A 15,694-nucleotide genomic window follows, 5' to 3' on the forward strand; every position below is an offset into this window, starting at 1 on the left:
ATTTCAGCGTCCTCGAGGAGCCGCCCCTGGGCTCGCTGCTCTATGCGCGCGAGGTGCCGAGCCATGGCGGCGACACGCTCTTCGCCAACATGTATCTCGCCTATGAGGCGCTGTCGGACGGCATGAAGCGCATGCTCGATCCCCTGAAGGCGATCCATACCGGCAAGCCCTATGGAGTCGATGGCGTGTCGGCGGACCTCAAGGTCTCGCGCTCGATCGGCATCGAGCGCAACCGGCCCGAGGCTGATCGCGAGGTGGCACACCCGATCGTGCGGTTGCATCCGGTGACGGGGCGCAAGGCGCTTTTCGTCAACTCGATCTATACGACACGCATCGAGGGCATGACCGAGGAAGAAAGCCGGCCGCTGCTCCGCTTCCTGTTCGGCCATGCGGTTCAACCGGAGTTCACTTGCCGGCTGCGCTGGCGGACTCATGATCTCGCGATCTGGGACAATCGCTGCGCCATGCATTACGCGGTCAATGATTACGACGGTCAGCGCCGGCTCATGCACCGCACGACAGTGGCGGGCGAGCGACCGATGGGGGCGGCGTGAGAGCGGCGCGCGGCATCGCGGCGGCGCTCTTCCTGGCTGTCGGGCTCGGCGGCTGCTCATTCTCGGGAGAGGCGGAGCATGACAGGTGGGACAGCGACGCCGCGCCGGCGCTGGTCACCACGGCTGCCATCGCCCAGGGGAAATCACCAATCCTCTGGGTCGTCCATGACAAATACCCTTATGGATGGGCGCTTTATGACGGCTCCAACATCCTCGGCCAGCGCCCGGTGGCGATCACGAAGGAAGAGGCCTTGCGGCTGGACCCGTCGCTGGCCGATATCGAGGATCTGCCGGTCGGCTGGCAGGCACGCCGCAACAGCGTGACCGACGAGTGGGCCCGGTCGGAGTGGCATGGGGCGGAGTGAGACGATGTCGGGCGAACGACCCCTCGGAGCAGCATGAGAACCGCGCGCGGACTCGTGGCGGCCCTGTTTTTCGCGGTTGCGCTCGGCGGCTGCGCCATGTCGGGCGAAGCGGGCCGCGACCGCTGGGACAGCGATCTCGCGCCCGCCATCGTCACCACCCCGGACATCGCCCAGGGCAAGGCGCCCATTCTCTGGGTCGTCCATGATCCCTATCCCTTCGGCTGGATCTTCTACGGCCCCTCGGACGATCTCGGCCCCCGGCCGGCCATGATCGCGAAGGAAGAAGCGCTGCGGATCGACCCGTCGCTCGCCGGCATCGAGGATCTCCCCGTCGGTTGGCAAGCCCGCCGCGCCAGCGTGCAGGACAAATGGACCTTCTCGGCGTTGCAGGGCACGCCGTGAGGCGAACGGTCCAAGGGGGAATTGGGTAATGGCCCCGGAATCGGATCGCGATGGCCGGCGGGGCCTGCCGATGTCGGCCGGCTGGGAGCCTTATGACAGGCCCAACGATTCCGGTCAGCGGCCGAACGACCGGCCGACGTTCGGCTGGTAAGCGTCCGTGCGTCCGGCGTTTGTCTGATCTTCCGGCGAGGCACCCGCGCTGGCCTTCCCCAGGAAGCGCTCTGGCGGAAATGACGCCCGCACCGTCGTCCCCGCGTTCACTTCGCTTGTGATCTGCATCGTGCCGCCATGGAGCTCGATGAGCCGCTTGGTCAGCGGCAGGCCCAGCCCGGCGCCGCCGAACCGGCGGGCAAGGCGGCTATCGACCTGGCCGAAGGGGGCCAGCGCCACCGGTATCTTGTCGGCGGGGATGCCGATCCCGGTATCGCGGATCATGAAGGAGAGCCCGCCATCCGGCCCGCGCCCGACCGTCAGCGACACCGTGCCGCCGGCAGGCGTGAACTTGATCGCATTACCCAGCAGGTTGATGAGAATCTGGCGCAGCTTCACCGCGTCCCCACGGAAGGCCGGCAAACCGTCTTCTACCGTGACGCCGCAGTCGATCTCCGCCTTGCGCACCATGTCCTGGAGGACGTTGGCGCTGACGGCGACGACGCGTTGAATATCAACGGTACCTTCGTCCAACGCCAATCGATTGGCCTCGGCCTTGGAGAGATCCAGGATGTCGTTGATGATCGACAGCAGATGCGTCCCGCTCTCGCCGATATGGCCGGCATATTCCAGATATTTCTCCTGAATCGGCCCGAAGGCGCGCTTGCCGATGAGGTCGGAGAACCCGATGATCGCATTGAGGGGCGTGCGCAGCTCATGGCTCATATTGGCGAGGAACTCGGTCTTGGCCTGATTCGCGGCCTCGGCCGCTTCGATGGCCACCAGCAGCCGATCCTGGTTCTGCCGGGTTTCGGTGAAGGCCCGCGCGGCGCGCAGCATATAGCGGATCCTGTGGGTCAGAATGACCCAGGTGAGGGGCTTCGAGATGAAGTCGGTGGCGCCCGCCTCGTAAGCCGTCTCGATCGATGCCACGTCGTCGAGACCCGTCGCCATCAGAATCGGCACATAAGTGGTGGCGTTCTCGTTGCGCAACACCCGACACAGCTCGAATCCGTCCATTCCCGGCATGATCACATCGACCACCAGGAGATCCGGCTTGCTCTCCGCGCAGAGCCGGTAGGCCGCCTCGCCGTCGGTCGCTTCGATGACGGTAAAGCCTTCCTCCTCGAGCTCGGCGCGCATCATGGAACGGATGATGTCGTCGTCGTCGACCACGAGGATCAGACCATTGCTGGCGGCACTAGGCGGCATGGGTATCTCCCGATAGCTGCGTCAGCCCGTGCACCGCGGCGGCGACCTCGGCGTCAAGCTCGTCCAGCAAGTCGCGCACGGATTCAATGCCCGTCTCCCGGGCCAAGGTCTCGATCTTGGCGCAGCTTCGAGACAGCCTCATGGCGCCCAGCGCGGCAGCGCTCGATTTCAGGCCATGCGCGGCGCGCCATGCGGTTTCCGGCTCGCCCGCAATGGTCGCGGTGCGGATCGTGGCCGCGACCGCAGGCGCGTTTTCCGTGAACTGCATGACGATGCGTTTCAAGAGCTCACGGCCGTTTTTACCCTTGAACGTCCGGACGCTGTCGATGACGCTGCCATCGATGGCAGAAAACGCGGCCGCCGCCGCAGGGACTTCGGGAGGTGGCGTCTCTGCGATGCTGGATGACATGCCGCCCTGGCGCGGCGGCAGCCAGCGGCCCAGCGCCTCGCCCAGCTGACGCTCGTCGAACGGCTTGACCAGGAAATCGTCCATGCCGGATTTGAGGCATTTTTCGCGGATGTCGGCGAGCGCATGGGCGGTCAGGGCGATGATCGGGACGCGCTGCCGCGATGTTTCGGTCCCGGGCTGGCCCTGAACCAGGTTCTCGAGGTCGCGAATCCGTTTCGTCGCCTCGAACCCATCCATCTCCGGCATCTCGCAGTCCATCAGGATCAAGTCGACTTGCTCTTGCGCGAGACGCTGGATCGCGTGCGTGCCGTTCGGCGCGGTGATCACGTGGCAACCCATGTTCTCGAGGATACCGGTGGCGACCTCCCGGTTTACGGGGTTGTCCTCGACCACAAGGACCTGCGCGGCAAAGTGATGCCGATCGCCCTCGGAAGCCGCCCGAATGAAAAAAGGCGCGACGCCGTTTTCGCGGGACCCGGATGCAATCGAGGCGAGGCAGTCGAACAGAACCGAGGGGCGCACCGGCTTCGTCAGCGTCGCGAAGGCATGGAGCATATCGAGCGTGTCATCGGTGAGCCAACCGTCGAATCCGATCATCAGAATGAGCTCGGCGGGCTTGGCACCGCTCCGAATCTGGCGCGCCAGCGCGACCCCGGGGGCACCCAGCCCCTTGAGATCGAGGATCACGACATCGAAGCCGCGGTCCGCCTCGACGCTGTCGTGGAGTGCCGCCTCGGCCTCCGCCACGGTCGATGCCTGCTCGACATCGATCGTCCAGTTCGACAGGTATAGCGACAGGACATGCGCGCTTAGCGCGTTGGTGTCGACCAGCAGCGTACGCAGCGGCCGTTCGATACGGCGGACGATGCGGTCCGCCCCCTCGGGCTCGGCGAGCTGGTCGCAGCGGACCGAGAAGTGGAATCGCGACCCTCGCCCGAGCTCGCTCTCGAGCATGATTTTCCCGCCCATCATTTCGACGAGCTGGCGCGAGATCGCGAGGCCGAGCCCGGTTCCTCCGCGCGAACGGGTCATGGAGTTGTCGATCTGATGGAATGACTCGAAGATCCGCGCGTGATCTTCGGGCGCAATCCCGATTCCGGTATCCTTGACGGCAAAGTCCAACACGGTGTGACCCGGGCCGCCTGCCGCGACCGTGACCTCGACCAGGATCTCGCCGCGCTCGGTGAATTTGAGGCTGTTGCCGACGAGGTTGATCAGGATCTGCCGTAGCCGGACCGGATCCCCTCGCAGGCGCGACGGCACCTCCTCGGCGACGAAGTAGACAAGCTCCAGCCCTTTGCTGGCGCAGCGTTCGCCGAACATGTCGATGACTTCCGCAGCCACCTCGCGCACATCGAAATCCATCTCGACCAGCGTGAGCTGGCCGGCTTCGATCTTGGAAAAATCCAGCACGTCGTTGATGACCGCGAGCAATGCCCGCCCCGATCGCGAAAGACTGGCGACAAGGTGCTTCTGCCGTTCACCGAGCGGCGTCGAGGCGAGCAGGCTGGCCATCCCCAGGACGCCGTTCATGGGCGTGCGGATCTCATGGCTCATCGTCGCGAGGAAGTACGATTTGGCGCGGGTCGCGGCCTCGGCCTCCTCGCGCGCCCGGATGATTTCCTGCTCGGCCCGCTTGCGCTCGGTGATGTCGCGCATAATGCCGGTGAAGAAGACCTCGGTGCCGTTACGAACCTGACCCACAGCGAGCTCGATCGGGAACTCGGTGCCGTCCTTGCGTAGGGCCGTCAGCTCGCGCCCGATGCCGATGATTTTCGCGCGGCCGGTCGAAAGATACGATCCGACATAGCGATGATGCGCCGAGCGGTGCGGTTCCGGCATCAGGATCGTCAGACTCTTGCCGAGGACTTCCTCGGGAGCGTAGCCGAAGATCCGCTGGGCGCCGGAGCTCCACTGCAGGATGTGGCCGGCCTCGTCGATCGTCACGATCGCGTCGACCACCGCGTCGAAGATCGCCTGGAGCCGCGAGCGGCCTTCCAGCGCTTCGTGCTCGAGCTTCTGCCGTTGTGCGATTTCGACAGCCATCTTGAAAGCAAGCTCGCTCTGACGTCCGGCGAAGGACCCGACCAGGGTGATGGCTGCGATCAGGGTGGCGAGCAGCGCGATCAGGTAGGCGAAGGTGGTCGGCTCGACCGATATGCCCGACACGACAGGGCTTTGCAGCGGGAAGAAGATCGCGGCCTGCATCGCGGTATAGTGCATGCCCGAAATGGCGGTACCCATGAGGGAAGCAGACAGCAGATTGGCGTACCGCGCGGGCAATCCCCAGCCGCGGACCCAGATGCGGATGCCCAGCGACGCGCCGGCGAGCAGGATCGCCACCACGACCGAGGCGCCGACCAGTATCGGATCGTAGAGGAGCAGCGCTTCGGGCCGCATCGCGGCCATTCCGGTGTAGTGCATCGCCCCGATGCCGGCACCCATCAGCACCGCTCCGGCGAGCAGGCGCTTTATGCTGACGCGCCCCGCCTGGCTGATCAGGACAAGGGCAATCCCGCTGGCGATCGCGCCGGGGACCATCGAAATTGCAGTCAGGATTGGATCGTACCGGATCCCGCAGGGCAGCGAGAACGCCAACATACCGATGAAATGCATCGCCCAGATGCCGCCGCCCATGCTGATGGCCCCGGCGATCGTCCAAGCAAGACGCGCGCCGCTGGAGCTTGCGGCGACGATCCGACCCGAGATCGACAGCGCGACGAACGCGGCCAGGGCCGCGATGAGCACGGAGATGACGACCAGCCACGTATCATACGCGCTGCCATAAGCCGTGACGGCTTGCAGGTTCCGAGCGACGGGAAGGAGCAGGCGATCGAGATACATTGTCTTTGATGTGTCTTCGGCATGGCAGGCACGGCGCTCTCCGTCCATCCTGTGGTTGGATCGTTAATTTTAGGTATTGAATCGGTATGTTTCTTGGCCTTTCGGGCAGGGCCCGAAGACCAGGACGGCGAGCCGCTTGCCAGGCCGCGAGGATCGCCGGGTGGCGATACCAGGTCGTGGACAGGACGCAGGACGGCGCTGCATCCGGCTGAAGCGGCTCAGATCGAAAGAAACACCTGCCTTCGCCATATGCGGGGGCTAGGGACGGGCGGCGCCGCGCGTTTTCTGGGAAGGAGAGGGGCCAACCAAACGTGACCGGCCGATACAGCCTTAGATAAGCCGTCCGAATAACACCATACTCTGCGACTTCGCGTGCGGCTCCCTGCCTGAAGACGCGCCCGTCCGTCGGCATATAGGCCTAACCCGAGAGTACCAGAAACAGATGCATGTTCTGCTCGACCAGCAGGACATTCTGCGCGTCAGCACAATCCCGGTACCGTGATCCGCTCGCCATGTTTCGTGCATTCCGGCGAGGCGAGATCGACCATGAGGTCGGTCACATGCTCGGGCGGCGGGAGCGTCTTCGGGTCCTCGCCGGGATAGGCCGCCGCGCGCATGCCGGTGCGGATGCGGCCGGGGTCGATCATGTTGACGCGCAAGTTCGTCTTCTGCGTCTCGGCGGCGTAGGTGGTGGCGAGCATCTCGAGGGCCGCCTTCGAGACCGCGTAGGTGCCCCAATAGGCGCGCATGCCCTGCGCGGCGCCCGAGGTCACGAAGATGGCACGGCCGGCGGGCGAGGCGCGCAGCAGCGGATCGAGGCTGCGGATCAGGCGCCAGTTCGCGGTGAGGTTCACCGCCAGCACCTGGTCCCATTCCTTCGGCTTGATATGCGCCAGCGGCGTCAGCGTGCCGAGTAGCCCGGCATTGGCGACCAGGATGTCGAGCTTCTTCCAGCGCTCGAAGATCGCGGCGCCGAGCCGGTCGATCGCGGCATAGTCGGTGAGATCGAAGGGGCAGAGCGTGGCGCTGCCGCCGAGCTTCTTCACCTCGTCGTCGATCTCCTCGAGCCCGCCCACCGTGCGCGCCACCAGGATCAGATGCGCGCCCTCGGCCGCGAAGCGCTTGGCCACCGCGGCGCCGATCCCGCGCGAGGCGCCGGTGATGACGGCGACACGGCCTTCGAGACGGCGGGGGGTGGGGGAGGTCATGCGGACGAGGGCTCGGTTTTCGTTTTTTATCCCCTCCCTCGGAACGGGGGAGGGCCAGGGAGGGGGAAGGCGCGATGTCGATGATGGGTGAGGGTTGCTGTCTGCGAGTTCGCCCCCTCCCTAACCCTCCCCCTGAAGGGGGGAGGGGACAGGACCTTCAGACCCTCACGCGTTCTCGGTCAGCAGCGAGAGCTGCTTTGGCCCCGTGTCGGTCTGGTCGGTGAGGGTGGTGGGGTATTCGCCGGTGAAGCAGGCGTCGCAATATTGCGGCTTGTCGTTGTCGCGCTTGGGTTGGCCCATGGCGCGGTAGAGGCCGTCGATCGAGACGAAGGCGAGGCTGTCGACGCCGATGATCTTCGCCATCTCGGCCACGTTATGCTGGGCGGCGAGGAGCTTGCTGCGCTCGGGCGTGTCGATGCCGTAGAAGCAGGAATAGGTCGTGGGCGGGCTCGAGATGCGCATATGCACCTCCTTGGCCCCGGCCGCGCGCACCATCTCGACGATCTTCTTCGAGGTCGTGCCACGCACGATGCTGTCATCGACCAGCACCACGCGCTTGCCATCGACCTTGGGGCGGTTGGCGTTGTGCTTCAGCCGTACGCCCAGATGGCGGATATGGTCGCTCGGCTCGATGAAGGTGCGGCCCACATAATGGTTGCGGATGATGCCGAGTTCGAAGGGCACGCCGGCCTCTTCGGCATAGCCCAGCGCCGCGGGCACGCCCGAATCCGGCACCGGTACGATCACGTCGGCATCCACGGGGCTTTCGCGCGCGAGCTCGGCGCCGATGCGCTTGCGCGCGTCGTAGACGCTGTGGCCTTCGATGATGCTGTCGGGGCGGGCGAAGTAGATATATTCGAAGATGCAGAAGCGATGCGGGCGCTTCTGGAACGGCTTGATGCTCCGGACACCGTTGCGGTCGATCACGACGATCTCGCCCGGATCCAGATCGCGCACGTAAGTGGCGCCGATGATGTCGAGCGCGCAGGTCTCGGAGGCCAGGATGGTCGCGGTGCCGAGCTTGCCCATGAGGAGCGGGCGCACGCCCAGGGGATCGCGCACGCCGATGACCGTGTCCTCGGCCAGCGCCACCAGCGAATAGGCGCCTTCGACCTGGAGCAGGGCCTCGGTCAGACGCTCCACCACGCTGCCGCGGCCGGCGGCCGCCATCAGATGGGTGATGACCTCGGTGTCGGTGGTCGACTGGAACAGCGAGCCACGCCGCACCAGGTCGCGCCGCAGGGCATAGGCGTTGGTGAGGTTGCCGTTATGCGCCAAAGCGAAACCGCCGACCTCGAGGTCGGCGAAAAGCGGCTGCACATTGCGAAGAATCGTTTCGCCGGTGGTCGAGTATCGGACATGGCCGATCGAGGCATAGCCCTTGAGCCGCTCGACCACCTTCTCCGAGGAGAAGTGGTCGGCGACATGGCCCAGCTCGCGATGCGCGTTGAAGCGATGCCCGTCGAAGGCGACGATACCGGCCGCTTCCTGGCCGCGATGCTGCAGGGCATGCAGCCCCAGAACCGTGTGCGTGGCCGCTTCTTCGAGGCCGTAAATTCCGAAGACGCCGCACTCTTCCTTGAGATGATCGTCGTCCCAGGGATGGGTGGAGATCTGGGTCAAATCACGAGGTCCTTGGTTAACGCTTGCGATCCGGCTGGCGATCCGGGAGCCATCGAGCCAACCCCTCAGGGCTGGGTATTTTCGAGCAACCGGTTCAGGTCCTTGCGTTCGGCATCGTTATAGCCGGAAGTCCCGTTGGCGCCACCGGAATCTGGTGCGGCCGACCCTCCATTGCCAGTCCCGGAGCCGCTGCCGCCGGAACCCCCATTTGTCGCAGGTGGCGTCGCGGGCGCCGTCGGCGTGGTGGGCGTCGTCGGAGTCGTGGGCGTGAGGGTCTGCACGGCCTTGCCGGTGTCGATCGCCTGGCCGATGCCTTCGGCGGCGCTGCCCACCGCTTCCTGGCCCTGTTTCAGGGCCGACTCGGGGAGAATCTTGAGCAGCAGGCCGGCGCCCTGCTGCACCAGAGGCAGGGTCCGCGCCTCTGCGACCCAGACCGGACGATCTTCCTGCGGGATGGCCCAGGCCATCACCAGATAGGCGAGGCATACCAGAACCGCACCCCTGACCAGCCCGAACAGCAGACCGAGCGAGCGGTCCACGGCTCCCAGCGCGCTGCTGCGGACATTCCGCGAGAGGGCGTGGCTCAGGATGGTGAGAATGATCAGCGCCACCACGAAGATCGCGACCCCGGCCGCGATGTCGGCGAAGAGCGCCACCTCGATATATTTACGGGCATAGGGCTGGGCGATCGGGAAGCCGTAGATCGTGGCGAGGGCAGCACCCACCCAGGCGCCGATCGACAGCACCTCGCGCACGAAGCCGCGCATGAAGGCGAGCAGCGCGGACAGCGCCAGGATCGCGATGATGATGAGATCGGCTGAGGTCATGAGGGTCTGGTGCTGGCGAGGCGCGTTGCGATGGGTCTGGAGTCTCTAGCTATCACAAGCTGCCTGATTCAGTCCTTAATGTGATCGTTTCGCGACCCACATTGTCATGCCCGGACTTGATCCGGGCATCCAGTCTTCGTTGGCCCTGGATCGCCGTGATGTCGAGCTTGTCCTCGGGCCAACCTTTGGTCGGACCCGGGGGCCCGGTGGTGACAGCTTAGGGGTTGCCCTTCTTCTTTCTCTCCCGATCTGCCGCCAGCATCGCCACCAGCTCATGGAGATGGGCGATCTCGCGGGTTTCGATGGCGACACCCTTGGGCGCGCTGCCCTTGCCGGACTTGCCGAGCGCCGGCACGAGGGCCTTGGCGAATCCCAGCTTGGCGGCCTCGCGCAGGCGCAGATCCGGCTGGCTGACGCGGCGGACCTCGCCGCCGAGGCCGATCTCGCCGAACACGACCGTATCCTCCGGCACCACCGTATCGACCAGCGCCGAGACCAGCGCCGCCGCGACCGCGAGGTCGGCCGCGGGCTCGCCGATCTTGAGGCCGCCCGCGACGTTCAGATAGACATCGCGGCCAGCGAAGGCGACGCCGCAGCGCGCCTCCAGCACCGCCAGCACCATGGCGAGACGGTTGCTGTCCCAGCCGACGGCGGCGCGGCGCGGGGTGGCGGGGCCGGGCGGACCCACCAGCGCCTGGATCTCGACCAGCAGCGGCCGCGTCCCTTCGAGCCCGGCGAAGACGGCGGTGCCGCTCACCTGGCCATGGCGCTCGGCCAGGAACAGGCGCGAGGGGTTGGTGACCTCGGCCAGCCCGCCATCCGTCATCTCGAACACGCCGATCTCGTTGGCCGGGCCGAAGCGGTTCTTGACCGCGCGCAGGATGCGATATTGATGGCCGCGCTCGCCTTCGAAATAGAGCACCGTGTCGACCATATGCTCGAGCACGCGGGGGCCGGCGATCGTGCCTTCCTTGGTCACATGGCCCACCAGCAGCAGCGCGAAGCCGCGCCGCTTGGCGAGCCGGATGAGCTCGGCGGCGCTGGAACGAACCTGGGCCACGGTGCCCGGTGCCGAATCCAGCGTGTCGACATACATGGTCTGGATCGAATCGATGATGACCGCGGCCGGCACCTCGCCGGTCTCGAGCGAGCCGATGATGTCGCGCACCGAGGTGGCGGCGGCGAGATCGACCGCGGCCTCGGCCAGTCCCATCCGGCGCGCGCGCAGACGCACCTGGTCGATCGATTCCTCGCCCGAGACATAAGCGACGGCGCCGCGCTTGGCCTTGGCGAGGGCCGCCGAGGCCTGCAGCAGGAGGGTCGATTTGCCGATCCCGGGATCGCCGCCGATCAGCAGGGCCGAGGCCGGGACGAGGCCGCCCCCGGTGACGCGGTCGAACTCGCCGATCGCGGTGACGAGGCGCGGCGCTTCCTTGACGCTGGCATCCGCGAGCTGCTCGAAGCGGACGGACCGGCCGCGGCCGCCGCCCTGGCCCAGACCGCCGGGTGCCGCCTCGCGCGGCGCCTCCTCGGTGATCGCGTTCCACTCGCCGCAGGATTCGCAGCGCCCGCTCCATTTGGTCTGGCTGGCGCCGCAATTCTGGCAGACATAGCGAGGCTGGGCTTTGGCCATCAGTTTCCTTTTCCTCTCCGCCCCCGAAAGCGGGAAAGAGGAACTAGCAAGAAGCGGTACCGTCGGGCGACCGCATATATAGGAACGCCCCCGGCGTTCCGCATCTTACAGTGGGCGGACCGGCATCTGGATCGGGCCTTCGGCGCGGCCATGGATGAACTGCTCGACGTATTCGTTGCTGGAGCGGTCGATCTCGGCGACGGGCCCCTGCCAGATGATGCGGCCCTCATAGATCATGGCGACGCGGTGCGCGATGCGGCGCACGCTGGCCATGTCATGGGTGATCGAGAGAGCGGTGGCGCCCAGCGAACCGACGCATTTGTTGATCAGGTCGTTGATGACGTCCGACATGATCGGGTCGAGGCCGGTGGTCGGCTCGTCGAAGAAGATGATCTCGGGCTTGCGGGCGATGGCGCGGGCCAGCGCCACGCGCTTCTGCATGCCGCCCGAGAGCTCGGCCGGCGAGAGCTCGCCCACCTCGGGGCCCAGCCCCACCGCCGCCAGATTGCGCAGTGCCGCTTCCTTGGCCTCGTGGCGGCCCATCCCGTCGGCCGACATCAGCCCGAAGGCGACATTCTCCCAGACGGGCAAGCTGTCGAAGAGGGCCGCACCCTGGAACAGCATGCCGAACTTGCGCATGACCCGCTCGCGCTCGCGGCCGTCGAGCCCAACCGTCTCCTCGCCATCGACCTTGATCGAGCCGGAATCGGGCTCGAGCAGCCCCAGCACGCATTTGATCAGGACCGACTTGCCGGTGCCGGAACCGCCGATGACGACCAGGCTTTCCTGCTGCCCGACATCGAGATCGATCCCGCGCAGCACCTGCTTGGGCCCGAAGGCCTTGGTCAGGCCGCGGATCTCGATCTTGGGCTGGCCGCGGGCTTTGCCGTTGGCGGTCATCGCGAGAAGAACAGCTCGGTGACGACGTAGTCGGAGATGAGGATCAGGATCGAGGCCGAGACCACCGCATTGGTGGTGGCGGTGCCCACACCCTGGGCGCCGCCCTTGGAATGGAAACCGTGATAGCAGCCCATCAAGGCCACCAGGAAACCGAACACCGCCGCCTTGACCAAACCTGAAACCACATCGTCCACCTTCAGGAAATCGAAGGTGTTGTGCAGATAGGTCGAGGGGTTGAAGCCCAGCTTGTAGATGCTGAGGAGATAGCCGCCGAAGACGCCGACGATATCGGCGACCAGCACCAGGATCGGGACCATGGTCACGCCCGCCAGCAGGCGCGGCGCCACCAGATAGCGCATCGGGTTGGTCGAGAGGGTGGTGAGGGCGTCGATCTGGTCGGTCACGCGCATGGTGCCGATCTCGGCCGCCATGGCGGCACCGATGCGCCCCGCCACCATCAGGCTGGCCAGGACCGGCCCCAGCTCACGGGTGATCGAGACCACGACCACGTTGGGGATCGCGGATTCGGCGCTGAAGCGCGAGAAGCCGGTGAAGCTCTGCAGCGCCAGCACCATGCCGGTGAAAATCGCGGTCAGGCCCACCACCGGCAGCGAGTAGAAGCCGATCTCGACCATCTGCTTCAGCACGAGACGCGGGTAATAGGGCGGCCGGACGATATTGACGAAGCCGGAACCGGCGAACAGGGTCAGCCGTCCGAGCCCGGCCAGCGCATTGAAGAAGGTGCGGCCGATCGGCTGCAGGAAATTTATGCCGTTCATGCTGCCGTTCCCGCCTTGCCGTCCACCGGCAGGTAATGGCGGGCATAGCGCGCGCCCATGGCGGTCAGGATCTCATAGCCGATGGTGCCGGCCTCGGCAGCGAGATCGTCGACCGTGTGGTCGGGGCCGATCAGGTCGACCCAGGCCCCGCGGCGCGCCAGCTCGGGCGGCGCGTCGGTCACATCGAGCGTCAGGAGATCCATCGACACGCGCCCCACCACAGGAAGCCGCACGGACCCAAGATAGGCGTGGCCGCGATTGCTGAGGGAGCGAAAATACCCATCGGCATAGCCGGTGGATAGGGTCGCCAGGCGCGACGGCCGGGTCGTGCGATGGGTCGCACCGTAGCCAACGGTCATACCCCTGTCAACGCGACGGACCTGCAGGATTTTGGCTTGCAGGCGAACCACTTGCGCCATGAGGTTCGCCTGGCCCATGAGCGGTGTCAGGCCATAGAGCGCGGCCCCCGGGCGGACCAGATCGACATGAAAATCGGGCCCCAGGAAGCTGCCGCCCGACGCGGCCAGGCTGCTGCGGATGGAGACGAGGCCCAGCCGGCCGCGATCGCGCTCGAAGCTCGCGCGCTGCGCGAGGTTCATGGGATCGGCCGGATCGTCGCCGCAGGCGAGATGGCTCATCACCAGGGTGAGGTTCAGGCCATCAAGCCGTTGACGGTCTGCGACAAGCTGGTCGACTTCCTCGGCCGAGAGACCGAGCCGCGCCATGCCGCTGTCGATCTGGAGACCGGCGGGCGCCTTGCCGCCATGGCCGGCGGCGCGCCATTCGTCGATCTCCTCGAGGCTACCCAGGACCGGCGTCAGGCGGTAGGTCGCGTAAGCATCGGCGGCGCCGGGCGCCACACCATTGAGGCAGAGGATCTCGGCCTCGGGCAGGAGATGGCGGAGCGCGATCCCTTCCTCGAGCCAGGCGACGAAGAAGACCCTGGCGCCGGCGCTGTGCAGGGCCGACGCCACCTGGGCCATGCCGAGGCCGTAGGCGTCGGCCTTGACCGCGACGCCGACCGTGGCGGGGGCGGCGCGTTTGGCGATGAGGCGGAAATTGCCGGCGATGGCCGCGAGGTCGATGGTCAGGCGCGCGGCGGCGATGTCGGTCGGGCGAGCGCCCGGCTCAGTGATGGGCATCAGGGACGTGATCGTCGCGGACGAGATCGCCGAACTTGGTCAGCATGCCGTCGAAGAACAGCTCGACCGTGCCGACGGGGCCATGACGCTGCTTGGCGATGTTCACCTCGGCGACATTGTGGATGCGCTCGCCGCGTTCCTGCCAGCGGTCCATGCGCTCGCGGAACTTGTCCTCGGTCTCGTCCTCGCGCTGCCGGGGCTCAGCGCGCTCGTGATAATACTGCTCGCGGAAGATGAACATGACGACGTCGGCGTCCTGCTCGATCGAGCCCGATTCACGCAAGTCCGAGAGCTGCGGGCGCTTGTCCTCGCGCTGCTCGACCGCGCGCGAGAGCTGGGAGAGCGCCAGCACCGGCACGTTAAGTTCCTTGGCGATGGCCTTGAGGCCACGGGTGATTTCCGAGATCTCTTGAACTCGATTCTCAGGTTTGCTGCCGGCCGAGGCCCGCATCAATTGCAGATAGTCGACCACGATCAGGCCCAGCCCATGCTGGCGCTTGAGCCGGCGCGCGCGGGTCCTGAGCGCGCCCACGGTCAAAGCCGGGGTGTCGTCGATGAAGAGGGGCAGCTCGGAGAGCTCGCGTGCCACCTGAACGAAAGTGGGGAAGTCCTCCTGCTTGAGATCGCCGCGCCGGATCCGGTCCGAGGAAACGCCGGTCTGCTCCGCCAGGATACGGGTGGCGAGCTGCTCGGCCGACATTTCGAGCGAGAAGAACGCGACCTTGGCGCCCTCGGCCGCGACCGGCTTGCCCGTGGCGTCCAGCACCTCGCGATAGGCGCGCGCCGCGTTGAAGGAGATGTTGGTCGCGAGCGCCGTCTTTCCCATCGAGGGGCGGGCGGCCAAGATCAACAGGTCTGAAGGATGCAGGCCGCCCAGGCGGCGATCCATATCGGTCAGGCCGCTGGTCACGCCGGTGATGTGGCTGTCGCGCTTATAGGCGACCTCGGCGGTCTCGATCGCCACCTTCAAGGCGGCGCTGAAGACCTTGAATTCGCCCTCGGTCTGGCCAGTCTCGGCAAGATCATAGAGCTGCTGCTCGGCATGCTCGATCTGGTCGGTGGCCGGCATGTCGAGGTCGATGCGGAAGGCCTCGTTGACCACCTCTTCGCCCAGCGCGATCAGCTGCCGGCGCAGATAGAGATCATGGACGGTGCGGCCATAGTCTTCGGCGTTGATGATGGTCACGACCGAATTGGCGAGGCGCGCGAGATATTGCGAGCCGCCGGCATCGATCAGCGCCGCATCCTGGTCGAACAGGTTCTTGAGCGTCAGGATGTTGGCGATCTGCCCGCGCTCGATCAGCTTGCCGATCGCCTCATAGATACGGCCATGGAGCGCATCGGCGAAATGCTCGGGCAGAAGGAACTCGTTGACTTTGTCGAAGACGTGGTTGTTGGCCAGCACGGCGCCGAGAAGGGCCTGCTCGGCTTCGTAATTATGCGGCGGGATGCGCAGCGAGGCCGGCTCGGGGTCCGTACCTCGAAGCGTCGCGACGTTGCTGCTGATAAATGTGCGTTCCACCATCTTGAGGCCGACACTATCAGAGGCGTTCGCAGCGCTGGTCCCGCAAACGCGACCGGGTCGTTCTGATTGTGGTGGAAGGCGGGGATAACTCAAGCCCGTTTCGAGCGCTCGCGAGAGAGCC

Annotated in this window: 13 protein-coding genes; 3 read left to right on the forward strand and 10 right to left on the reverse strand. The window is 66.1% G+C overall.

Translation table 11 applies throughout. The annotated features are described in order from the left end of the window. The 3 genes from ACREE8_RS13030 to ACREE8_RS13040 all read left to right on the forward strand — a co-directional run. Window positions 1–554 (forward strand): TauD/TfdA dioxygenase family protein (locus tag ACREE8_RS13030; protein WP_431573437.1); only part of this gene is annotated, 554 nt, incomplete at its 5' end. Next, the gene (locus ACREE8_RS13035) at window positions 551–919 is read left to right on the forward strand and encodes a hypothetical protein (protein ID WP_431573438.1); all 369 of its coding nucleotides are present in this window, start codon (window positions 551–553) and stop codon (window positions 917–919) included. The genes ACREE8_RS13030 and ACREE8_RS13035, both read left to right, overlap by 4 nt. A gap of 33 nt (window positions 920–952) precedes the next feature. Then, a complete protein-coding gene (locus tag ACREE8_RS13040) occupies window positions 953–1,321 on the forward strand; it encodes a hypothetical protein (RefSeq protein WP_431573439.1) in 369 nt (122 codons plus the stop codon). Between the two features lie 114 nt (window positions 1,322–1,435). On the opposite strand, the gene ACREE8_RS13045 is transcribed toward ACREE8_RS13040, so the two are convergent. The 10 genes from ACREE8_RS13045 to ACREE8_RS13090 all read right to left on the reverse strand — a co-directional run bounded on the left by ACREE8_RS13045 (window position 1,436) and on the right by ACREE8_RS13090 (window position 15,573). Then, a complete protein-coding gene (locus ACREE8_RS13045; RefSeq protein ID WP_431573440.1) occupies window positions 1,436–2,683 on the reverse strand; it encodes an ATP-binding response regulator in 1,248 nt (415 codons plus the stop codon). Next, window positions 2,673–5,936, reverse strand: coding sequence for an MHYT domain-containing protein (locus tag ACREE8_RS13050; protein WP_431573441.1), 3,264 nt, complete (start codon window positions 5,934–5,936; stop codon window positions 2,673–2,675). Before ACREE8_RS13050 ends, ACREE8_RS13045 begins: the two co-directional genes overlap by 11 nt. A gap of 479 nt (window positions 5,937–6,415) precedes the next feature. Continuing rightward, window positions 6,416–7,144 carry an SDR family NAD(P)-dependent oxidoreductase gene (locus ACREE8_RS13055; RefSeq protein WP_431573442.1) on the reverse strand — a complete coding sequence of 243 codons (729 nt, stop codon included), beginning with the start codon at window positions 7,142–7,144 and terminating at the stop codon, window positions 6,416–6,418. 165 nt (window positions 7,145–7,309) lie between these two features. After that, window positions 7,310–8,767, reverse strand: coding sequence for an amidophosphoribosyltransferase (purF, locus tag ACREE8_RS13060; RefSeq protein WP_431573443.1), 1,458 nt, complete (start codon window positions 8,765–8,767; stop codon window positions 7,310–7,312). A 65-nt stretch (window positions 8,768–8,832) separates the two neighbouring features. Continuing rightward, window positions 8,833–9,594, reverse strand: a complete 762-nt coding sequence (locus ACREE8_RS13065) for a CvpA family protein (RefSeq protein ID WP_431573444.1) — start codon at window positions 9,592–9,594, stop codon at window positions 8,833–8,835. A gap of 217 nt (window positions 9,595–9,811) precedes the next feature. Then, window positions 9,812–11,227, reverse strand: a complete 1,416-nt coding sequence (gene radA / locus ACREE8_RS13070) for a DNA repair protein RadA (RefSeq protein ID WP_431573445.1) — start codon at window positions 11,225–11,227, stop codon at window positions 9,812–9,814. 105 nt (window positions 11,228–11,332) lie between these two features. Next, on the reverse strand, window positions 11,333–12,127 hold the full coding sequence (locus ACREE8_RS13075) for an ABC transporter ATP-binding protein (protein ID WP_431573446.1): 795 nt from the start codon (window positions 12,125–12,127) through the stop codon (window positions 11,333–11,335). Continuing rightward, entirely contained in the window at window positions 12,124–12,897 is a 774-nt protein-coding gene (locus tag ACREE8_RS13080; protein ID WP_431573462.1) for an MlaE family ABC transporter permease, read from the reverse strand. Before ACREE8_RS13080 ends, ACREE8_RS13075 begins: the two co-directional genes overlap by 4 nt. A gap of 5 nt (window positions 12,898–12,902) precedes the next feature. After that, on the reverse strand, window positions 12,903–14,048 hold the full coding sequence (gene alr / locus ACREE8_RS13085; RefSeq protein WP_431573447.1) for an alanine racemase: 1,146 nt from the start codon (window positions 14,046–14,048) through the stop codon (window positions 12,903–12,905). Further along, the gene (locus ACREE8_RS13090) at window positions 14,035–15,573 is read right to left on the reverse strand and encodes a replicative DNA helicase (protein ID WP_431573448.1); all 1,539 of its coding nucleotides are present in this window, start codon (window positions 15,571–15,573) and stop codon (window positions 14,035–14,037) included. Before ACREE8_RS13090 ends, alr begins: the two co-directional genes overlap by 14 nt. Window positions 15,574–15,694: the final 121 nt, after the last annotated feature.

The organism is Hypericibacter sp. (assembly GCF_050729195.1).
In the GTDB taxonomy this organism is placed as follows: Bacteria; Pseudomonadota; Alphaproteobacteria; order Dongiales; family Dongiaceae; genus Hypericibacter.